The sequence below is a fragment of the Pseudomonas sp. Xaverov 259 genome (genome assembly GCF_019352915.1).
GTDB lineage: Bacteria > Pseudomonadota > Gammaproteobacteria > Pseudomonadales > Pseudomonadaceae > Aquipseudomonas.
Genome location: NZ_JAAAFV010000057.1, coordinates 1,195,694 through 1,215,545 on the forward strand (window position 1 = coordinate 1,195,694; position 19,852 = coordinate 1,215,545).

At 59.2% G+C, this 19,852-nt stretch carries 18 protein-coding genes; 2 read left to right on the plus strand and 16 right to left on the minus strand.

All coding sequences use genetic code 11. The features are described from left to right. Window positions 1–4: 4 nt before the first annotated feature. The 16 genes from K0H48_RS28310 to K0H48_RS28385 all read right to left on the minus strand — a co-directional run bounded on the left by K0H48_RS28310 (window position 5) and on the right by K0H48_RS28385 (window position 17,073). Complete coding sequence (locus K0H48_RS28310) at window positions 5–1,036, minus strand: DUF5924 family protein (RefSeq protein WP_138813130.1); 1,032 nt, start codon at window positions 1,034–1,036, stop codon at window positions 5–7. A 70-nt stretch (window positions 1,037–1,106) separates the two neighbouring features. After that, window positions 1,107–2,489 carry a pitrilysin family protein gene (locus K0H48_RS28315; protein WP_219337570.1) on the minus strand — a complete coding sequence of 461 codons (1,383 nt, stop codon included), beginning with the start codon at window positions 2,487–2,489 and terminating at the stop codon, window positions 1,107–1,109. 58 nt (window positions 2,490–2,547) lie between these two features. Beyond that, window positions 2,548–4,206, minus strand: coding sequence for a Na/Pi cotransporter family protein (locus K0H48_RS28320; RefSeq protein ID WP_219337571.1), 1,659 nt, complete (start codon window positions 4,204–4,206; stop codon window positions 2,548–2,550). Between the two features lie 300 nt (window positions 4,207–4,506). Then, window positions 4,507–5,274 (minus strand): TerC family protein, encoded by a 768-nt coding sequence (locus tag K0H48_RS28325; RefSeq protein WP_017139071.1) that lies wholly within the window; start codon window positions 5,272–5,274, stop codon window positions 4,507–4,509. A gap of 65 nt (window positions 5,275–5,339) precedes the next feature. Continuing rightward, on the minus strand, window positions 5,340–6,647 hold the full coding sequence (locus K0H48_RS28330) for a CitMHS family transporter (RefSeq protein WP_138813127.1): 1,308 nt from the start codon (window positions 6,645–6,647) through the stop codon (window positions 5,340–5,342). Between the two features lie 256 nt (window positions 6,648–6,903). Then, entirely contained in the window at window positions 6,904–8,865 is a 1,962-nt protein-coding gene (locus tag K0H48_RS28335) for a DUF4105 domain-containing protein (protein ID WP_219337572.1), read from the minus strand. Next, a complete protein-coding gene (locus tag K0H48_RS28340) occupies window positions 8,862–9,182 on the minus strand; it encodes a DUF2388 domain-containing protein (RefSeq protein WP_056861031.1) in 321 nt (106 codons plus the stop codon). The genes K0H48_RS28335 and K0H48_RS28340 overlap by 4 nt, the downstream gene beginning before the upstream one ends. Window positions 9,183–9,221: 39 nt before the next feature. Continuing rightward, window positions 9,222–9,530: a DUF2388 domain-containing protein gene (locus tag K0H48_RS28345; protein WP_219337573.1), complete on the minus strand. Its 309-nt coding sequence runs from the start codon at window positions 9,528–9,530 to the stop codon at window positions 9,222–9,224. 107 nt (window positions 9,531–9,637) lie between these two features. Further along, entirely contained in the window at window positions 9,638–9,958 is a 321-nt protein-coding gene (locus tag K0H48_RS28350; RefSeq protein WP_219337574.1) for a DUF2388 domain-containing protein, read from the minus strand. 158 nt (window positions 9,959–10,116) lie between these two features. Beyond that, the gene (locus K0H48_RS28355) at window positions 10,117–10,302 is read right to left on the minus strand and encodes a DUF1127 domain-containing protein (protein ID WP_219337575.1); all 186 of its coding nucleotides are present in this window, start codon (window positions 10,300–10,302) and stop codon (window positions 10,117–10,119) included. 262 nt (window positions 10,303–10,564) lie between these two features. Continuing rightward, on the minus strand, window positions 10,565–10,780 hold the full coding sequence (locus tag K0H48_RS28360) for a DUF1127 domain-containing protein (protein ID WP_048721398.1): 216 nt from the start codon (window positions 10,778–10,780) through the stop codon (window positions 10,565–10,567). 318 nt (window positions 10,781–11,098) lie between these two features. Continuing rightward, window positions 11,099–12,592 carry an acetyl-CoA hydrolase/transferase family protein gene (locus K0H48_RS28365; protein WP_219337576.1) on the minus strand — a complete coding sequence of 498 codons (1,494 nt, stop codon included), beginning with the start codon at window positions 12,590–12,592 and terminating at the stop codon, window positions 11,099–11,101. 235 nt (window positions 12,593–12,827) lie between these two features. Next, window positions 12,828–14,264, minus strand: coding sequence for an NAD(P)(+) transhydrogenase (Re/Si-specific) subunit beta (locus K0H48_RS28370; RefSeq protein WP_017139062.1), 1,437 nt, complete (start codon window positions 14,262–14,264; stop codon window positions 12,828–12,830). After that, window positions 14,264–14,584 (minus strand): NAD(P) transhydrogenase subunit alpha, encoded by a 321-nt coding sequence (locus tag K0H48_RS28375; protein WP_003220416.1) that lies wholly within the window; start codon window positions 14,582–14,584, stop codon window positions 14,264–14,266. The genes K0H48_RS28370 and K0H48_RS28375 overlap by 1 nt, the downstream gene beginning before the upstream one ends. Before the next feature lie 15 nt (window positions 14,585–14,599). Then, complete coding sequence (locus tag K0H48_RS28380; RefSeq protein ID WP_219337577.1) at window positions 14,600–15,721, minus strand: Re/Si-specific NAD(P)(+) transhydrogenase subunit alpha; 1,122 nt, start codon at window positions 15,719–15,721, stop codon at window positions 14,600–14,602. A gap of 452 nt (window positions 15,722–16,173) precedes the next feature. Next, complete coding sequence (locus K0H48_RS28385; protein ID WP_219337578.1) at window positions 16,174–17,073, minus strand: LysR family transcriptional regulator; 900 nt, start codon at window positions 17,071–17,073, stop codon at window positions 16,174–16,176. Window positions 17,074–17,230: 157 nt separating this feature from the next. On the opposite strand from K0H48_RS28385, the gene K0H48_RS28390 reads away from it, so the two are divergent. Further along, window positions 17,231–18,412, plus strand: coding sequence for an acyl-CoA dehydrogenase (locus tag K0H48_RS28390; RefSeq protein ID WP_003187423.1), 1,182 nt, complete (start codon window positions 17,231–17,233; stop codon window positions 18,410–18,412). A 12-nt stretch (window positions 18,413–18,424) separates the two neighbouring features. Next, the gene (locus K0H48_RS28395) at window positions 18,425–19,645 is read left to right on the plus strand and encodes a CaiB/BaiF CoA-transferase family protein (RefSeq protein ID WP_219337579.1); all 1,221 of its coding nucleotides are present in this window, start codon (window positions 18,425–18,427) and stop codon (window positions 19,643–19,645) included. Window positions 19,646–19,852: the final 207 nt, after the last annotated feature.

Here is a 19,852-nt window from a genome sequence, read left to right on the forward strand (position 1 = left end):
CGGCCTACTTTGGGTTGTCCGTTTGTGCTGGGTCAGTGACTTTGAAGCGCAGCACACCGATGACTTGCCCGTCTTCCGTCAACACCCGCACCTGCCAGCGTCCGACCGCGTCGGCCGGGAAGTTCTGCTTGTGGGTCCAGGCGCGGTAGCCTTCCTTGCGCCCGCCATGGATATCCAGGGCAATGCGGTCGACCTCTTGGCCGTTGAATTTCCACACATGGTAAATCCGCTCGTCCAGCCCGCGTGGTGCGTTGATCGCGGTGTAGGCGTACAGCCCGCCGCTGCGCAGTTGGGCGGCGGTGACTTCCTTGAGGTCATCGCCCGGTGTGCGGTCTTGCAACTCGGTGCTGATCGCCACTTCAGTCATCCACAATGTGGCCGGCGGCACCCAACTGCGCAGGAACCAACCGGCGCAACCAATGGCGGCCGTGACCCCGAGCAGCATCACCCAGCCCTTGATGCTGCGCAGCGGCAAGCTCACGGCCAGGCTTGGGATCGACAACGCCATGGCCACGCCGAGTGCCAACTTGTAACTTTCGGCGGTGGTCAGGTGCAGGATGATCGGCAGTGCGGTGAGCAGTGCCGCGAACAAGGTCAGGGTGTGCAGCGCCAGGAACAGCGAGCGCTTGGGCGCCAGCCACTTGTAGTACAGCGGGTCAGTGATCGACACCAGCGCCGCCGCGCCGAGCAGGCCGGTGAACACCGACTGGCCGCTGTTCCAGGCAGTGGTGACGAAAAAGAACGGCAATACGAAAAACAGGCTTTCCTGGTGGATCATCTGGGTCGCATAGCGCAGCAGCGGCTCGGGGATTTCGCGCTTGAAGACTTTGGCGAACAGCTGGGTAAAGCTGTTTTCCAGCATCAGCCATAGCCAGCTGACCAGCATGATCACCGCAATCCAACTGGCCATGCCCTGCTGGCGATCCACCAGGATGAAGCTGCCCACACCTGATATGAAACCGCCGAGTGCAATCACCCCAGGATAGCGCTTGATCAGTTCGATAATGCGCTGGATAAGGGGCGGTAGATTTGGCATTGGCGATTCACACTTGGTGTAGGAAAAATCCCAGACAGAATAACGTCTTAGCCCTTTGTTCGGTGCTTCATTACGTGATCCGTTTGCGATAAAGACGCACGCCGATCAACACACTGGCGATCAGCGCGAGCAGGCCGGCACCGATCCAGCTCAGGGCGTCATAGCTCAGCAGCGGTTTCTCGATGCGCCAGTAGCCCGGCTGGTTAAGCACTTGGCGCATGGCCTGGTTGGTCTGCGCCAGGTTGACGGCCTTGATGCGCTTGGCCGGGTCGCTGAGATGGCCGTCGGCATAGTCGCCGGCAGCGCTCCAATAAAAGTCGGCCAGCGCGCTGTTGCCCTGCACCGCCCAGGCTTGGCGCGCGATAGCGGCCTGCTGCAAGCGGTTGAAGACGGCCGGGTCGAGGCCGTTCTTGAGCAGTTGCGCCTTGAGGTCCTGCAACACCTGTTCAGCTTCAGGGAGGTTGTCGCGTTCAAGGTCGGCATTCAGGCTAAGAAAACCGACGCTGCCGAGTACTTCGCGTTCACTCCACGGGCCGTAAGACAAACCATGCTTGAGGCGCAGTTGACGGTACAGCGCCCAGTCGAGGTAGTCCTTGAGCAAGTCGTAGGTTTCATCGTGCTGGTCGTCCAATACCGGTTCGGGGAACAGCCAGTGCAGTTTGGCACTGTCACCGACCCAGCCGTGGATAAGGTCGCGATGGCTGGCGGCGGTGTGCAGGATTTCCGGCAGTGGCCGGTGCTCAGTGGGTTCGACCGGATCAAGTTGACCGTACGTGCGTTCGAGGTACGCCGGCAGCAGTTTGTCGAGGTCGCCGACGATGATCAGCGTCATGTTGTTGGGCGCGTACCAATGTGTGCGCAGGATTTGCAACTGATCGCGGGTCAGTTGATTGACTTCGGCACGTTCGGCGCATTTGAGCCCCAGTTCGACGGCTAATTGGTTGCTGGCGGTGTGGCCCAGGTCCTGGCGGTCGAGTAGGCGTTGCAGGTGCGAGTAATGGCCGCCGTCTTCGCGTTCGACCACTTGTTTGGCGGCATTGATATTGGCGTCGGTCAGTTCGGTGCGGGTGAGGATCGCCAGCAACAGGTCCAGCACTTTGCGCTGGTTTTGCGCGGGCGCCTCGATCACAAAGGTAGTGTCGGCATTGCTGGTGTAGGCGTTCCATTCGCCGCCGAAGGCTTGCATGCGGTCTTCAAGGTCGCCTTCACCACCGCCGTCGATGCCGCTGAACAATAAGTGTTCGAGCAGGTGCGGCAGTTCTTTTTCATCGCAGGGGAAGTCATCCAGCCCTACGCCCACCACCAGGCGGATCGCCACGTGCCCACGCTCGGTGCCCGGCTTGAGCAGCAATTGCAGGCCATTGGGCAAGGTGTAGCCTTCGACTTGCAGGCGGTCAAAGGCAAAGGTGTGTGCCGAGCCCATGAGCAGGCAGGCAAGTAACAGGCGACGCATAACAAGCTTCCTGGCGGGTGAGGTCCATTGTTAACCGACTTCACGGGCCATCGTACGTTCAGGGCGAATGAGTGATGTCGGCAATATCTTCGGCTGAGAGTGCGCCGGTGTCTGAGGTTTCCAACACTACATAAGCACTGCTGCAAAACAACGAGTTCAGGCGTTTCATGTCGGCAATCAGCTCCAGGTGCAGGGAACTGGTTTCCAGGCTCTGTACGATTTTACGCTGCAGACGGCTGACATGAGCGTGGGCCAGGCGGCGCTCCTGGGCGCGAAAGCGGCGCTTTTCGCGCAGCAGTTGGCGCGCGCTTTCGGGGTCGGCACTGAGGAAGACCGACAGGCCCAGGCGCAAGTTGGCAATCAACTGGCTGTGCAAACCGGCCAGTTCTTCCAGGCCGACCTCGGAGAACTGCCGGCGCTGTGAGGTTTTCTGCTGCTGGACTTTGCGCAGCATGCGCTCGATCAGGTCGCCGGCCAGCTTGAGGTTGATCGACAGCTCGATGATCTCGGCCCAGCGGCGGCTGTCCTGTTCACTGAGGTCTTCGCGGGGCATTTGCGCCAGGTACAGCTTGATTGCGCTGTAGAGAGCCTCGACGTCATCGCTGAGGCTGCGCATTTCCTGGGTAATGGCGGTTTGCTTGCCACGCAGTACTTCGAGCATGGCGGTGAGCATGTTGTCGATCAGGTCGCCCAGGCGCAGGGTTTCGCGGGCCGCGTTGGCCAGCGCCAGGCTGGGGGTGGCGAGCGAGGCCAGGTCCAAGTGACGCGGTTTGGCTTTACCGTTGGTTTCCTGTTGTTCCGGCAACAGCCAGGCACACAGGCGCGCCATTGGCCCGATGGTGGGCAGCAGGATCAGGCAGCGCGTGGTGTTGTAGAGCACATGGAAGGTGATGACCATGCCTTGTGCGCTGTAGTCCAAACCATCCATCCAGCGTACGAGCGGGTCGAGCACCGGAATAATCAGCAACAGGCCTATCAGTTTGTACAGCAGGCTGCCCAGAGCGACCTGGCGGCCGGCGGCGTTCTGCATATTGGTGCTGAGAAAGGCCAGCACACCACTGCCGATGTTGGCGCCGATCACCAGGCCGATGGCCACGTGCAGGCCGATCACACCGGCGCCGGCCAGGGTGGCGGTCAGCAGTACGGCGGCCAGGCTGGAGTAGGAAATCATCGCAAACAGGGCGCCGACCAAGGCATCCAGCAAAATATCGCCGGTCAGTGAGGCAAAGATGACTTTGACGCCTTGGGCATGGGTAATTGGCCCGGCCGCTTCGACGATCAGTTGCAGCGCCAGAATGATCAGGCCCAGGCCAATGCCGACGCGGCCCATCTGCCCTGCCCGCGTCTGTTTGCGCGACAGGAAGAAAATCACCCCAAGAAAAATCAGCAGCGGCGACAGCCAGGACAGGTCGAATGTCAGTACCCGCGCCATTAATGCCGTACCGACGTCGGCACCGAGCATGGTCGCCAGCGCCGGCATAAGGCCCATCAAGCCCTGGCCGACAAACGACGTCACCAGCATCGCCGTAGCGTTACTGCTCTGCACCATGGCCGTCACCAGGATACCGGCGATAAACGCCAGCCAGCGCTTGGACATGTTCTGCCCGATGACTTGGCGCAAGTTGGAACCGTAGACCCGCAAGATGCCGGTACGGACGATGTGCGTGCCCCAGATAAGCAGGGTCACGGCGGAAAGCAGATTGAGCAAGGTCAGCATGCTCGGCCCCCCGTGTGGGTGTGCTCCAGAAAGAGCAAATGAGAATTGCCGCGTGCCGTTCTACGTCTTGTACTTAAGCTGTAGTTGGCGAATGGGCTCTGCGCCAGCATCGCATAGCTAAAGTGGGGATTGAAACAAAACTGTCATGAAGATCGTTCCCACGCTCTGCGTGGGAATGCATCCCGTGACGCTCTGCGTCGCTTTGAGGGCGGACGCGGAGCGTCCAGAGGCGGCATTCCCACGCGGAGCGTGGGAACGATCAATGGGGCGCGAACGCCCCATTTCAGCAGCGGGTCAGTTTTATTGACCCGGAATGTCCTTGCGCAGTTTCACAGGATCCTGCTGTTTCTTCTTTTTCGCGATGGCGGTGCGCATCTTGATGTTCACCGCTTCTACGGCCAGCGAGAACGCCATGGCGAAGTAGACGTAGCCTTTTGGCACATGCACGTCGAAGGATTCAGCGATCAGCACGGTACCCACCACCAGAAGGAACGACAGCGCCAGCATCTTCAGCGACGGGTGCTTGTCGATGAATTCGCTGATAGTGCCCGCAGCCAGCATCATCACCAGTACGGCTACCACGATCGCAGCGACCATAACCGGCACATGGGAAACCATGCCGACAGCAGTGATGACCGAGTCCAGGGAGAACACGATGTCGATGATGGCGATCTGGATGATGGTGTAGATGAACTTGCCACCCTTGCCGCCCGGCTCGTCGTGGGTTTCGTCTTCACCTTCGAGTGCGTGGTACATCTCCTGGGAGCTTTTCCACAGCAGGAACAGGCCACCGAAGAACAGGATCAGGTCGCGACCGGAAATGCCCTGGCCGAAGACCACGAACAGGTCGGCGGTGAGTTGCATGACCCAGGTGATTGACAGCAGCAACAGGATTCGCGTGACCATGGCCAGGGCCAGGCCGAAGATCCGGGTGCGCGCCTGCATATGCTTGGGCATGCGGCTGACCAGGATCGAAATCATGATGATGTTATCGATGCCCAGGACGATCTCGAGGGCCGTCAGGGTGAAGAAGGCAATCCAGATTTCCGGATTGGTCAGCCATTCCATGTGTATTCCTTTGAGCAAATGTGAAACCGCGCAAGCTGCAGCGCCGCGCGGTCAGGTCGTTACGATTATAGAGTGCTGAACAGCGGAAAAATCCCCATCAGCAAAGCGGCGAACATTATGCACAGGCACACCAGCACTGCCCACTTGAGGGTAAAGCGTTGGTGATCGCCAAATTCGATCCCGGCCAGGGCCACCAGCAGGTAAGTCGATGGTACCAGCGGGCTGAGCAAATGCACGGGTTGGCCAACGATGGACGCACGGGCCATTTCCACGGCGGTGATACCGTAATGGCTGGCCGCTTCGGCGAGCACAGGCAATACGCCGTAGTAAAACGCATCGTTGGACATGAAGAAGGTAAACGGCATGCTCACCAAGGCGGTGATCACCGCCAGGTACGGGCCCAGCGCATCCGGGATAACGGCCAGCAGGCTCTTGGACATGGCGTCGACCATGCCGGTGCCCGACAGGATACCGGTGAAGATACCGGCGGCGAAGATCAAACCCGTCACTGCCAGCACGCTGCCGGCGTGGGCGGCGATGCGGTCTTTCTGCATTTGCAGGCATGGATAGTTGACGATCATCGCGATACTGAACGCAACCATGAACAGCACCGGCAGTGGCAACAGGCCGGCAATCAGGGTGCACATCAGCGCGAAAGTCAGTGCGCCGTTGAACCAGATCAGCTTGGGACGACGGGCGTCCGGGAATTGCGACACGCTGATCTCGCTGTGATCAATCTCGTCGCCCTGCAGGTGCAGTTCACCCAGGCGGGCACGTTCGCGTTTGCCGTACATGTAGGCAATCACCAGGATCGCAACGACGCCGACAGCCATGGCCGGGATCATCGGTACGAAAATATCCGAAGGGTCTACATGCAGCGCACTGGCGGCACGGGCAGTCGGGCCGCCCCATGGCGTCATGTTCATCACGCCACCGGCGAGGATGATCAGGCCGGCCATGATCCGCGGGCTCATGCCGATGCGCTGGTACAGCGGCAGCATGGCGGCCACGCAGATCATGTAAGTGGTGGCGCCGTCACCGTCCAGTGACACCACCAGGGCCAATACGGCGGTGCCGACCGATACTTTCAGCGGGTCGCCCTTGACCATCTTGAGGATCTTGCGCACGGCCGGGTCGAACAGGCCGGAGTCGATCATCAGGGCAAAGTAGAGAATGGCGAACATCAGCATCACGCCGGTCGGCGCAAGCTTGGTGATACCCGCAAGCATCATCGGGCCAATCTCGGGTGCAAAGCCACCGAACAGGGCGAACAGGATCGGCACAATGATCAGGGCAATCAGCGCAGACAGGCGCTTGGTCATGATCAGGTACATGAACGTGATGACCATGGCAAAGCCAAGGAAAGTCAGCATAGGAATACTCCAGGCGTAGCGCGGCTAGGGAATGGCGAACCGGGTTGGGGTCAGCGCAGTACGAAAGGCACGTGGCGTACGGATGGAGTTGGAGCGAACAGGCGGGTAGGAGCGGACATCAGGAATCACCATTGTTGTTGTTTACAGCCGGTCTGTTGCCGGCAGTGGTGGCGATCCTAGACGGGGAAGCTTTCAGCCAGCTTTCGCTGTGTAAGTCAGATGATGGAAGGCTTGTAGGAAATTTCTTTAAGGTGGCTCAGGGCAGCTCCAAACCGCCCGAGGCTTTGTGCAAGGCCCGCAGGTGCTCGCCCATCTGCTTGAGGTTGGCTTCGCAGGCGGCAATCTCGTCGGCGCGCGCAGGGTCGAGCAGCGCCCTCACCTCTTTATCCAGATCGCCGGTCAAGGACTGCAGCTGTTTCTGGCGCTCGGCACTTTCCGACTCCAGGCGTTTGGCTTCCGAAGGTTGCGGCAGGCCGTAGCCGCCACTGTCGAGCAATTCCGCCGGGCGGCTTAGGAAGCCGCTGTTGGCGAGGATCTGTTGCAGGGTGTTGTTGGCTTTTTCCATGCCGCCGTTTTTCAGCTCACGGGCATTGAGGTAGCGCTGCTTGACTTCGTCCTGGGCCAGCATCAGTTGTTTGCGATAGCTGGCTTGTTCCAGCAGCAGCAATGCGGCGCTGGTGCGCAGGTCGGCCTGGCTGAACCACTGGCGGCGTTCTGCGGCACTGAGGGCGAGCCAGTCTTCGACTTGGGTCTGCTTGATCGGCAGATGTTTGCGCAGCACGTCGAACATTGCCTGGTAGCGCTCGCGGAACGAGTCGAAGTGATAACCGAGGCGCAAGGCTTCGCGTTTGTCATTGAGCACGCTGGTGTCAGCCAGGCCGCGGGCACTGAGCACCTCGAGCAGGCCGTTGGGGGTGATGTTGTCCAGGCCGGTCAATTGCGGGTTGGCGCTGCCGCTGCGTAACAGCTTGAGGCTCTCCACCGCGCAGTTGTTGGAGATGAAGAAGTAGTTGCCGTCGTAGCTCCAGTGCATTTCGGCGGCATGTTCGACGGTGTCGTTGATCTCTTGGCGGGAGAGCTTGAGCGGCACCGATGCCAGGCCGCGCAACTCGGTCTTGGTGTATTCGTCGATCACCTGCGCCAGCGGCAGCACAAACAGCCGCGATGGGTACTTGCCCACCAGGCCATCCCAGCTCGATAGCTGTACGTCACCGACAAATGCGCGGTAGGACAATACCAGGTGCTGGTCCAGGTCCAATCGGCAATCCGGGCCACGCGGGCGGCCGGGTGCGCAGATCACCAGACGCAACATGCTGTGACCCCAGCGGCTCACCAGGTTCTGGTTGGCTTCGGCCAGCAGGTAGTCGATTTCATACACGCGCTCCGGGTCGATCTGACCCAGCGGCGTTTTGGCGAAGTCGTTGCCGGCGTTGAGGAACGGGTAGGTCTTGGCGCAGGTGTCTTGCTCGGGCGGTGCCCAGCCGAAGTGTTCCTTGTAATAGCGAAACAGCGCGGGGCGACGGCAGGCGTAGCTTGGGTCGAGGAGGAAGTACTCCATGTTGACCGCCACGAACTCCAGCGGGCTGGTGGTTTCGTAGATGTCCGGGCTACGGGCGACCTGATGGTTGTGTTGCTCGCGCTCGCCGCGACGGCCCACGTATTGGGGCCAGCCGGCAATGTCCAGCAGGCGCGGGTCGTCACTCAAGGTGAAGCGACGGTCGTTCTGGCCACGGCATTGATCGGGCAGGCCGATCAGGCCGGTGATGTTGTTCTGGCGGCTGCAGCGTTGGATCAGGCGGCGCTCGTCTGTGGACCACAGGCGCGCACGGTCATAGATGTGGGTCAGCTCATGCAGCACGGTGGCGAGCATTTCGCGGCGCACGGTGCCATGGGGGCGATTGGTCTTCTGGGTAGCGGCGCTGCCGTCGGTGAGACTGGCGAGCAGGTTCTGGTTCAGGTCCAGTTCGGACACCAGAGAAGCCTGGCCATAGGCGTTTTCAGGCATCTTGTCGGTCCAGCCGACATCAATGCGCCGGTCCAGCTGCTCGACAAAGCGCGGCGGCAAAGCGCGCATCGCTTCGTCGAGCAACGCCTGGCTGGCCTGCTGTTCGGCCGGGCTCAAGCCATCGGTATTGAGCCGCAGTTGCAGGCTGGCCTGGGCTGCGCCTGCACAGAGCAGCACAGCCCCGGCCAGTAGCCAGGCGAACAGGCGCCTCACAGAGCGAGGATAGCTTCGGCGAGGGTCTGGTCACTGGCGTCGCGGGCTTCCGGCACGCGGGTGCGCAGGGTGTCGAAGGCCGCTTCCAACTGCGCGCCGCGGATTTCGCCATCGGAGGCGACGAAGCTGGCAGCGTCATCGTGGGCTTCGCGCACGATTTTGGAGTCGCGGATGGAGGTGGTGGTGTCCGAAGTGAAATCAATGGTGCGCGCCGAGGCACGCACGATGATGTTACTGGTGGCCTTCAGGGTTTGCGCGTGGGCAACATCGGCCAACAACAGCAGGCCCAGAGCGGCAGCGATCAGCGGGCTACGCATGGAATGACTCCGAAATACAAAGGTAGAAATATACGATGATTATTGGACGAGAATTGCCTGCGCCAGTTCAAGGTCGCTGACATGAAGTTTTGGCTGGGTTCGGCGCAGGTATTCCAGCGCAGATTCCAGACGAGCTCCCCGCCATTGGCCGTCAGTGGCGATAAAAGCGGCAGCGTCATCCTGGGCGGCCAGTACCAATTTTCTGTCAAACGGCGCTGACGTCACCTTGCTGGTGGCGTAGGCACTGATGACGGTGCTCTGGGTGGACACATCAAAGGCTGAAGCCAAGGGTGACCAGCAGGCGGAAAGAAACACGGGAACAATCAACAGGCGGTATGAAAAAGCCATGGGACTCGACAACTGAAAGCGAGCGCCAAGGCTAGCGCAACGCCCGGGCGAGAGCCAGCGCTGACACATTTGGTAGCGGCTGGCGTGCCCTGGCGTTTACCGGATTATCAGATGGCCAGAATCGCTTTGGCCAGTTGTGCGTCGGTCGCGGTGTTCAGTTGTGGGGCTTGTTGGCGGATCTGGGCCAGGGCGCTTTCCAGTTTCACACCACGAATGGCGCCTTCGCTGGCAACAAAGCTGGCTGCGTCGTCACGGGCGGCTTGCACAACTTTGTTGTCACGCAGGGACGACGTGGCGTCGGAGCTGGCATCTGAAGTGGCTTTGAGGGCGCCGACGATCGAGTCGGTGGTCACGATAAAGCTGCTCGCGTTGGCGTTGGCGGCCAGGGCCAACAGGGTGGCAGCACTCAGCAGGCGAAGACGGGACATGGAATAACTCCTGTAGAAGATCAAATAAAGCGGCGCAAAGCGGCCACTGTGAAACGGATATTGTTGCGATTGAGCATCAGACGTCCGTTCTACAAGGTTCGCCACGTGATAACGGGATCTTAAGCTGCCGTTTATCTGTTCGGAAAGCCTCTATCGGCCTAGTCACGCCAGAAAGGCTTGGACAGCTCAGCGGTTCGGTCGCCCTGGCTGATGCCCGCGTCGGCTAGTTCACGAGGGTCAAGTTGCGCAAGTTGGCGGCGCTCATGGGCCTGCCGTGCCCATCTGCCTAGCGCGCAGGCCATTCGGACAATCAATTGTTTGTACGGCGAGGTTCTTGTGTTCATGACGACGGCCTTCCATGAAGTCTTGGAACACCATCTTGGGCGGCCAGCTTTTACCAATACAGATACACCAATGTTAAATTGTACTGCTTAACTGTTGCGTTATTTAAACTGTACTGGTGTTTATACGCGGCGTCTGTTTTAGCCTTGCAAAGTTGAATCCCGCAAACAACAAAGCCCGCCTCCGGTTTCCCGGGGCGGGCTTTGTTTTGTTAAATCAGGGTGCTGGCAGTGGACCCGGCGGGTCAGGGCCAGCGGGCGCCAATTAGCGCCAGAACGGCTTGCTCAGCTCTTCGTAGCGTTGAGCTTCGCTGATACCGGCGTCAGCCAGCAGACGCGAATCCAGACGAGCCAGTTGGTGGCGGCTGGAGATGCGGCGCTGCCACAACATCAGGTTGGCGAGAACGCGCAAAGGCATGGAAGCCTGGGTGTTTACAGCTTTTTCTTCGAAGAACAGATCGGAACTGAGTGTACGTTCCATGATGACATCCTTCCGCTTGTGGCGGGATTAGGTAGTGGTTTAACTGATGCCAATGATCCTCCTCCGGCGCAAGACTCTCTAGATACAGTTCACCTGTATTGTGAGGGGCCAGTTAACTGTTTATAGCGGCTGTACTGTACGGAAATGGGGCAACTGTACCTGTCTGCACTGAATGGGTGCGAAATAGGCATTTTTGAGAGAGTAGGTAGGAGAATTCGGTAGGAAATGACCGGTACAGCAGTACAGTTTTTTCCAAAAGGACCGCTGCGGTCACCGAGCTGAACAAACTGTGTTTGCATCAGCTCGGATCTGCATCAATCAAGCCTTGAGCATGTGCCCGGTTTCTTCCAGGTTGATGTGCCAGCTCAGTGCTTCGCGCAGGATGTGTGGCGTATGCCCGCCGATCGCGCAGGCAGCGTTGAAGTAACTGTTCAGCGCGTCGCGGTAAGCCGGGTGCGCGCAATTGTCGATGATCACCCGTGCCCGCTCACGTGGCGCCAGGCCACGCAGGTCGGCGAGGCCAACCTCGGTCACCAGGATGTCCACGTCATGCTCGGTATGGTCAACATGGCTGACCATCGGCACCACGCTGGAAATTGCGCCGCCCTTGGCAATCGACTTGGTGACGAAAATCGCCAGGTGAGCGTTGCGCGCGAAGTCTCCGGAGCCGCCAATCCCATTCATCATCCGCGTGCCGCAGACGTGGGTGGAGTTGACGTTGCCGTAGATGTCGAACTCAAGCGCGGTGTTGATACCGATAATGCCCAGGCGCCGAACCACTTCAGGGTGGTTGGAGATTTCCTGTGGGCGCAGTACCAATTTGTCCTTGTAGTGTTCCAGGTTGCCGAACACGTCGGCGTTGCGCCGCTCCGACAAGGTGATCGAGCTGCCCGAAGCAAAGCTCAGCTTGCCCGCGTCGATCAGGTCGAAGGTAGAGTCCTGCAACACTTCCGAATACATGGTCAGGTCTTCGAACGGTGATTCGATCAAGCCGCACATCACTGCGTTGGCGATGTTGCCGATCCCGGCCTGCAGCGGGCCGAGCTTGTTGGTCATGCGCCCGGCGTCGACTTCCTGCTTGAGGAAGTTGATCAGGTGGTTGGCGATGCCTTGGGTGTCGGCGTCCGGCGGTGTCACGGTTGAGGCGGAGTCGGCCTGATTGGTGATCACGATGGCGACGATTTTCTCCGGCGGGATCGGAATCGCGGTGCTGCCTATGCGGTCGTCGACTTTGACCAATGGGATCGGCGTGCGCGTCGGCCGGTAGGTCGGGATATAGATGTCGTGCAGCCCTTCCAGGTTCGGGTTGTGCGCGAGGTTGATCTCGACAATCACTTGTTTGGCGAAAATTGCGAAGCTGGCCGAGTTGCCTACAGAGGTAGTGGGCACGATATGCCCTTGTTCGGTAATCGCAACGGCTTCGATCACGGCAATGTCCGGCAACTTGAGCTGGTTGTTGCGCAGTTGCTCAACGGTTTCCGACAGGTGCTGGTCGATAAACATCACTTGGCCTGCGTTGATCGCCTTGCGCAGGGTGCTGTCGACCTGAAACGGCATGCGGCGCGACAACACGCCGGCTTCGGTCAGTTGCTTGTCCAGGTCATTACCCAGGCTGGCACCGGTCATCAGGGTGATTTTCAGCGGCGAAGTCTTGGCGCGTTCGGCCAGGGCGTGCGGGACGGCCTTGGCTTCACCGGCACGGGTGAAGCCGCTCATGCCGACGGTCATGCCGTCCTCGATCAGTGCGGCGGCGTCTGCCGCGCTCATGACCTTGTTCAACAACGAAGGCAAGCGGATACGATCACGGTACATGAATTGTTATCTCAGGCTACGGAAGCAAGGTGGGCAGTGTAGTGATTTCAAAAAATTTCGGCCCGCTACCATGGTCGAATGCCAGGCAGCGATTTAGAGCCTTTGGTCGGGTTTCACGTGAGTACAAAGCGGAACGCAGAGCATTCCCGGATGCATTCCCACGCAGAGCTTGGGAACGATAAAAAAACCCCAGCCTACTGGAGGCCAGGGTTTCGGGTATTGCGCTGGCGCAGTGTTATTCGACGGCTTTGACCATGTCTTCGATGACCTTCTTGGCATCACCGAAGACCATCATGGTCTTGTCCAGGTAGAACAACTCGTTATCCAAGCCGGCATAGCCGCTGGCCATCGAGCGCTTGTTGACGATGATGGTCTTGGCCTTGAACGCCTCCAGAATCGGCATACCGGCAATCGGTGAGTTCGGGTCGTTCTTGGCGGCCGGGTTGACCACGTCGTTCGCGCCCAACACCAGCACCACGTCGGCCTGGCCGAACTCGGAGTTGATGTCTTCCATTTCGAACACTTGGTCGTAAGGCACTTCCGCCTCGGCCAGCAGCACGTTCATATGCCCTGGCATACGGCCCGCTACCGGGTGGATCGCGTACTTTACGGTCACGCCACGGTGGGTCAGCTTCTCGGTCAGCTCTTTAAGCGCGTGTTGCGCCCGAGCGACTGCCAGGCCGTAGCCTGGAACGATGATCACGGTGTCGGCGTTGGTCAGCAGGAACGTGGCGTCGTCGGCCGACCCTGATTTCACCGGGCGTGCTTCTTTGGAGCCAGCCGCTGCGCCGGCATCTGCTGTGTTGCCGAAACCACCGAGCAGCACATTAAAGAAGGAGCGGTTCATCGCCTTGCACATGATGTACGACAGAATCGCGCCGCTGGAGCCCACCAGGGAGCCGGCGATGATCAACATCGAGTTGTTCAGCGAGAAGCCAATGCCCGCGGCTGCCCAGCCGGAGTAGCTGTTGAGCATCGAGACAACCACCGGCATGTCGGCGCCGCCGATCGGGATGATGATCAGCACGCCCAGCACGAAAGCCAGGGCCAGCATCAACGCAAACGCAGTGAGGTTGCCGGTGAACATGAACGCCAGGCCCAGGCCCAGGGTTGCCAGGCCGAGCACCAGGTTCAGCTTGTGTTGGCCGCCGAACTGTACCGGTGCGCCCTGGAACAGGCGAAACTTGTACTTGCCCGAGAGCTTGCCGAACGCGATCACCGAGCCGGAGAAGGTAATTGCACCAATGGCTGCGCCGAGGAACAGTTCCAGGCGGTTGCCCGCGGGGATCGAGTCGCCCAGGTGTTTGACGATGCCCAGGGATTGCGGTTCGACCACGGCGGCAATCGCGATAAATACCGCCGCCAGGCCGATCATGCTGTGCATGAAGGCAACCAGCTCCGGCATCTTGGTCATTTCTACGCGCTTGGCCATGATCGAACCGGCGGTGCCACCGATCAGCAGGCCGACGATCACGTAACCGATACCGGCTGTTGCAAGCTCAGCACCGAGCTTATAGATGAGGCCCACAGTGGTCAGTACCGCCAGCGCCATTCCGAGCATGCCGAACAGGTTGCCGCGGCGCGACGTAGTGGGGTGCGACAGGCCTTTGAGAGCCTGGATAAAGCAGATCGACGCGATCAAGTAGAGCGTCGTAACCAAATTCATGCTCATTACTTTGGCGCCTCTTCTTTTGCTTTCGGGGCTTTCTTCTTGAACATCTCCAGCATCCTGCGCGTGACCAGGAAGCCGCCGAACACGTTGACTGCCGCCAGGGCCACAGCCAGGGTGCCCATGGTTTTACCCAGTGGGGTCACAGTGAGGGCTGCGGCCAGCATGGCGCCGACAATCACGATTGCAGAGATCGCATTGGTCACCGCCATCAGCGGCGTATGCAGCGCGGGTGTGACGTTCCAGACCACGTGATAACCGACATAAATCGCCAGCACAAAGATGATCAGGTTGTAGATACCGGGGGAGATAAGCTCTTCCATCGTCTGAATCCCTGCTTAGGCGTTTTTGCGGATGACTTGGCCGTCGCGGCACATCAGGCACGCGGCGACGATGTCGTCTTCGAGGTTGATTTCAAACTGCCCTTCCTTGGTGAAGACCAGCTTCAGGAAGTCCAGCAGGTTACGCGCATATAAAGCAGAAGCATCGGCGGCGACGGCACCGGCCAGGTTGGTCGGGCCGCAAATGGTCACGCCGTTTTCCACGACGACCTGGTCGGCGACGGTCAGCGGGCAGTTGCCACCTTGGGCAGCGGCGAGGTCAATGACCACCGAGCCCGGTTTCATTTGTGCAACGGTTTCGGCACTGAGCAAGGTCGGGGCTTTGCGGCCCGGGATCAGCGCCGTGGTGATGACGATGTCCGCTTGTTTGGCGCGTTCATGTACGGCCAAGGCCTGACGCTGCATCCAGCTCGATGGCATCGGGCGTGCGTAGCCGCCAACACCAACCGCGCATTCACGCTCTTCATCGGTTTCGTAGGGCACGTCGACGAACTTGGCACCGAGAGACTCGATCTGCTCTTTTACGGCAGGGCGCACGTCAGATGCTTCGATCACGGCGCCCAGGCGTTTCGCCGTGGCGATGGCCTGCAGGCCTGCGACACCCGCGCCGAGGATCAACACGCGCGCGGCTTTGACGGTGCCGGCGGCAGTCATCAGCATCGGCATGAAGCGTGGGTAGTGATGGGCTGCCAGCAACACTGCTTTATAGCCGGCAATGTTGGCCTGTGACGACAACACGTCGAGGCTTTGGGCTCGCGAGGTGCGTGGCGCAGCTTCGAGCGCGAAGGCGGTAATGCCTCGCTCTGCCAGATTGGCGATAGTTTCGTTGCTGAACGGGTTGAGCATGCCCACCAACACGGTGCCGCTTTTGATCAGCGCCAGTTCGCTGTCGCTGGGGGCAACCACCTTGAGAATCAGCTCGGCGCCAAACGCTTCGCTGGCGCTGCCAATGGTTGCGCCTGCCGTTTCATAGGCACTGTCGACGATGCTGGCGGTAATGCCTGCGCCGCTTTGTACAGTGACCTTATGGCCCTGGCCGATCAGCTTCTTGATGGTTTCCGGGGTGGCAGCCACCCGCGTTTCACCGGTCTGGGTTTCGAGAGGAACACCAATGTGCACGTCAAATCTCCTGCATGATCTTTTTGCTTTTGATCTTTTTGTAAAAAGGCCAGTGCACCGTGAGGGGCGCAGCTGGGGCGGCCGATCAGCACGATCCCGCTGAAATGACAGCGGGGCGCGGCATTTTGCAGGCGAACTTTACGGCCTTCAAGGGATTATGACGGGTGACGAAAAATTAACTACAAGTCACCCTGTGACTGATTGTCGCAACATGATGAAATAACCTCTTTAAATACAGGTGTTTAAAGGGTTGTAGAAGTTTATAGACGGTTTTCCTATCTTTGGCGTGAATGGTCGGGCATTGGCAGGTGGTTGTCGCTACAAGCCTTATTACTCATGGCGTTAAGCTCGTTTTGGCTTTGAGAGGTACAGTCTTTCAAAACACGACATATAATTATATCTGTAGGATCCTAATTTACCTGACTACAAGGTCAATAAAGTGGCCTTGTCCTTTAAATACTGGGGTTATAGCGCTGTGACTGGTCGATCAGCCAGTCTCTAAACGCGTGCAACGACGCGGATTCGACTTTTCTCTCGGGAATCATCAGGTAGTAAGCCTTTGTGCTGCTCAATGTTTCGGGGCTCGCGATCACCAGACGTTTCTCCTCCAGCTCGCGCTGGATGAGGAACGGCGGAATCAGCGCGATGCCCATGTCATGCATGGCTGCCTGCGACAACATCGAGAATAGCTCGTAACGGGGGCCTGTCATGTCGCGAGGTATGTTCAGTTGTTGCGCGTTAAACCACTGGCGCCAGGCGTATGGCCGGGTGGTTTGTTGCAGCAGCGGCAGTTGGGCAATCTCTTGCGGGCTGAAGTGGGCATGGCTGCCCAGTAAGCGCGGGCTGCACACGGGAACGGGGTTTTCGCCCATCAGGCGGTGGGATTCTGTGCCAGACCAATCGGCATCGCCAAAGTAGATGGCAGCGTCGAAATCGGTGTCGGCAAACAGAAAAGGGCGCGTGCGGTTGGTGAGGTTGACCGTGACTTCCGGGTGTTGGTGCTGGAAGTCCTTGAGCCGTGGGATCAGCCATTGGGTGCCGAACGTTGGCACCACTGCCAGTTCGATGACATTCGCGCCCTGCTGCCCCATGACCGACAAGGTATCGCGCTCTACGGCGTCCAGTTGCATGGCAACGCGACGGCTATACGACAGCCCTGCTTCCGTCAGCTTGACGCCTCGCCGTGAGCGTCGAAATAGCTCGACACTTAAAAACTCCTCCAGGCTGGCGATCTGTCGACAGATGGCGCCTTGGGTCAGTGAAAGCTCGTGCGCCGCCTTGGTAAAGCTCTCGTGGCGGGCCGCCGCTTCAAAACTGACCAGGGCGGTGGTGCTGGGAATTTTTCTGCGCATGTACGTTGTACTCACTCATAAAGCGCATCTGCGCGCTCTTTGGTCATTACGAAGTGAGAAATTAGCACAACCCTATGCGTAAACCTCGTTTGCCCTCTGCGGCTGCCCGGCCTAGGCTGCATCCACGACTTCTGTTTTCTTCCCCGAGGACTTATTCATGGCTGGCAAGGCAAGCTTCAACTGGATCGATCCACTGTTGCTGGATCAACAGCTCACCGAAGAAGAGCGCATGGTGCGCGACAGCGCTGAGCAATTCGCCCAGGACAAGCTGGCGCCGCGTGTGCTCGAAGCCTTTCGCCATGAAAAGACCGACCCTGCAATTTTTCGCGAGATGGGTGAAACCGGCCTGTTGGGTGCAATGATCCCGGAGCAGTACGGTGGCAGTGGCCTGAACTACGTCAGCTACGGGCTGATTGCCCGTGAGGTGGAACGTGTCGACTCCGGCTATCGCTCGATGATGAGTGTGCAGTCGTCACTGGTGATGGTGCCGATCAACGAATTTGGCACCGAGGCACAAAAGCAGAAGTACCTGCCAAAGCTGGCATCGGGTGAGTGGATCGGCTGTTTCGGCCTGACCGAGCCTAACCACGGTTCTGACCCGGGCGCGATGATTACCCGTGCACGTAAGGTTGATGGCGGCTACAGCCTGACCGGCGCCAAGATGTGGATCACCAACAGCCCGATCGCCGATGTGTTTGTGGTGTGGGGCAAGGACGATGCGGGCGATATTCGTGGTTTTGTCCTGGAGAAGGGTTGGAAGGGGCTGAGCGCTCCGGCGATTCACGGCAAGGTCGGCCTGCGGGCTTCGATTACCGGTGAGATCGTCATGGATAACGTGTTTGTGCCCGAGGAGAACATCTTCCCGGACGTGCGCGGCTTGAAGGGGCCTTTCACCTGTCTTAACTCGGCACGCTATGGCATTTCCTGGGGGGCGCTGGGTGCTGCCGAGTTTTGCTGGCACACCGCTCGCCAATACACCCTGGACCGTCAGCAATTCGGGCGGCCTTTGGCGGCGACCCAGCTGATCCAGAAGAAGCTGGCGGACATGCAGACCGAAATCACCCTGGCCTTGCAAGGCTGTCTGCGTTTGGGGCGCATGAAGGATGAAGGGACGGCGGCGGTTGAGATCACGTCGATCATGAAGCGCAACTCGTGTGGCAAGTCCCTGGATATTGCGCGCATGGCGCGGGACATGTTGGGCGGCAACGGTATCTCGGATGAGTTCGGAGTGGCGCGTCACCTGGTCAACCTGGAGGTGGTCAATACCTACGAGGGTACCCATGACGTGCACGCCTTGATTCTTGGGCGCGCGCAGACCGGTCTTCAAGCGTTCTATTAATAGGAGAACGGCATGGGCGCGCTTTCACATCTGCGGGTATTGGATTTGTCACGAGTGCTGGCTGGCCCGTGGTCCGGGCAGATTCTTGCAGACCTTGGCGCTGAGGTAATCAAGGTTGAGCGGCCGGGCAGTGGCGATGATACGCGGGCATGGGGGCCGCCCTTCCTTAAAGACGCCTATGGCGAGAATACCAGTGAGGCGGCGTATTACCTGTCAGCCAATCGTAACAAGGAGTCGGTGACTATCGACTTCACGCGCCCGGAGGGGCAGAAGCTGGTGCGCGACTTGGCAGCCAAGTCCGACATCCTCATCGAGAACTTCAAGGTGGGTGGTCTGGCGGCGTATGGGCTGGACTATGAATCGCTCAAGGAGATCAATCCAGAATTGATCTATTGCTCGATCACCGGCTTTGGCCAGACGGGGCCTTATGCAACGCGTGCTGGCTACGACTTCATGATCCAGGGGCTGGGCGGGCTGATGAGCCTGACCGGTCGGCCTGAGGGTGATGAAGGTGCCGGGCCGGTAAAGGTCGGTGTGGCGTTGACGGATATCCTGACGGGGCTGTACTCGGCCGTGGCGATCCTGGCTGCGCTGGCTCATCGGGATCATGACGGCGGTGGGCAGCATATCGACATGGCGTTGCTGGATGTGCAGGTGGCATGCCTGGCCAATCAGGCGATGAATTACCTGACGACGGGCATGGCACCCAAGCGCCTGGGCAATGCTCACCCCAATATTGTGCCTTATCAGGACTTTCCCACGGCTGATGGCGACTTCATCCTGACCGTGGGTAATGACGGGCAATTTCGCAAATTTGCGGAGGTGGCCGGGCAGCCGCAGTGGGCGGATGATCCGCGCTTCGCGACTAATAAGGTGCGGGTGGCTAACCGTGCGGAGCTGATCCCGCTTATCCGCCAGGCCACGGTGTTCAAGACCACGGCTGAGTGGGTGTCGCAACTGGAGCAGGTAGGCGTGCCGTGTGGGCCGATCAATGATCTGGCGCAGGTGTTTGCCGACCCGCAGGTCAAGGCGCGTGGGTTGGCGATGGCATTGCCGCATGCATTGGCGGGGATGGTGCCTCAGGTCGCCAGCCCGATTCGACTGTCCAAGACGCCGGTGGAATATCGTAATGCGCCTCCTCTATTGGGGGAGCATACGGTGCAGGTGTTGCAGGGGGTGTTGGGGTTGGATTCGGCGAATGTGGCTGCGCTGAAGGCTGCGGGCGTTATCTGAATTTGCTCTTCTATATAGGTAGATTGATCAACGAGCTTGGTTTGGATGTTTTTTGATCAGTTCTAACTTATTGATAGAGAAGCTAAATTATGTGTTGACGGCGTTTTATATCTGTCTATAATTCGCCCCACTTCTGGCGCAGTCGAAACGGAAAACTCCTTGGTAAACAATGAGTTACGAAGTTTTCGGCAGCAGGTTGCTTCAGTT

Coding starts and splice junctions, on each gene's coding strand:
- K0H48_RS28310 (WP_138813130.1), bottom strand. CDS start 1,036: ATGCCAAATCTACCGCCCCTTATCCAGCGCATTATCGAACTGATCAAG.
- K0H48_RS28315 (WP_219337570.1), bottom strand. CDS start 2,489: ATGCGTCGCCTGTTACTTGCCTGCCTGCTCATGGGCTCGGCACACACC.
- K0H48_RS28320 (WP_219337571.1), bottom strand. CDS start 4,206: ATGCTGACCTTGCTCAATCTGCTTTCCGCCGTGACCCTGCTTATCTGG.
- K0H48_RS28325 (WP_017139071.1), bottom strand. CDS start 5,274: ATGGAATGGCTGACCAATCCGGAAATCTGGATTGCCTTCTTCACCCTG.
- K0H48_RS28330 (WP_138813127.1), bottom strand. CDS start 6,647: ATGCTGACTTTCCTTGGCTTTGCCATGGTCATCACGTTCATGTACCTG.
- K0H48_RS28340 (WP_056861031.1), bottom strand. CDS start 9,182: ATGCGTAGCCCGCTGATCGCTGCCGCTCTGGGCCTGCTGTTGTTGGCC.
- K0H48_RS28345 (WP_219337573.1), bottom strand. CDS start 9,530: ATGGCTTTTTCATACCGCCTGTTGATTGTTCCCGTGTTTCTTTCCGCC.
- K0H48_RS28350 (WP_219337574.1), bottom strand. CDS start 9,958: ATGTCCCGTCTTCGCCTGCTGAGTGCTGCCACCCTGTTGGCCCTGGCC.
- K0H48_RS28355 (WP_219337575.1), bottom strand. CDS start 10,302: ATGAACACAAGAACCTCGCCGTACAAACAATTGATTGTCCGAATGGCC.
- K0H48_RS28360 (WP_048721398.1), bottom strand. CDS start 10,780: ATGGAACGTACACTCAGTTCCGATCTGTTCTTCGAAGAAAAAGCTGTA.
- K0H48_RS28365 (WP_219337576.1), bottom strand. CDS start 12,592: ATGTACCGTGATCGTATCCGCTTGCCTTCGTTGTTGAACAAGGTCATG.
- K0H48_RS28370 (WP_017139062.1), bottom strand. CDS start 14,264: ATGAGCATGAATTTGGTTACGACGCTCTACTTGATCGCGTCGATCTGC.
- K0H48_RS28375 (WP_003220416.1), bottom strand. CDS start 14,584: ATGGAAGAGCTTATCTCCCCCGGTATCTACAACCTGATCATCTTTGTG.
- K0H48_RS28385 (WP_219337578.1), bottom strand. CDS start 17,073: ATGCGCAGAAAAATTCCCAGCACCACCGCCCTGGTCAGTTTTGAAGCG.
- K0H48_RS28390 (WP_003187423.1), top strand. CDS start 17,231: ATGGCTGGCAAGGCAAGCTTCAACTGGATCGATCCACTGTTGCTGGAT.
- K0H48_RS28395 (WP_219337579.1), top strand. CDS start 18,425: ATGGGCGCGCTTTCACATCTGCGGGTATTGGATTTGTCACGAGTGCTG.